Source organism: Stenotrophomonas maltophilia group sp. RNC7 (genome assembly GCF_030910085.1).
Classification (GTDB): Bacteria; Pseudomonadota; Gammaproteobacteria; order Xanthomonadales; family Xanthomonadaceae; genus Stenotrophomonas; species Stenotrophomonas sepilia.
In genome coordinates this window covers 1-337 of record NZ_JAVFVN010000970.1, presented here as the reverse complement: position 1 = coordinate 337, position 337 = coordinate 1, and the positions used below count along the sequence as shown (strand labels likewise).

General features: G+C 33.5%; 1 protein-coding gene. It reads left to right on the top strand.

Features of this window, described 5'->3' with window-relative positions:
• A partial coding sequence (locus RCF13_RS25190; RefSeq protein WP_308141641.1) for an RHS repeat domain-containing protein occupies nucleotides 1-337 on the top strand: 337 nt, incomplete at both ends.

Sequence of the window (337 nt, the reverse complement as noted above, 5' to 3'; positions counted from 1 at the left end):
AAATCAGATGGTAAACTATCAAAATCCTGAAGGACATAGTATAGAGTACCAATATGATTCTAATAATCGTATTACCAAAATCATAAGCCCTCTAAGAGATGGTAGTATCACTAATATTTACGATGATAAAGACAGAGTGATAGAGCAAATTTTAGCTAATGGAAGCACCATGTATTTTGAGTACGATGAAGCTAATCAAAGAACGATATTAACTGAGCGAGATGGTAGCCAAACTATTTATTACTACGATGATCTATACAGAATTACGGATGTAATTTACGAAGATGGTATGACTAGGGCTACATTCAACGACAAAAATGAAAGAACCTCCTTTACA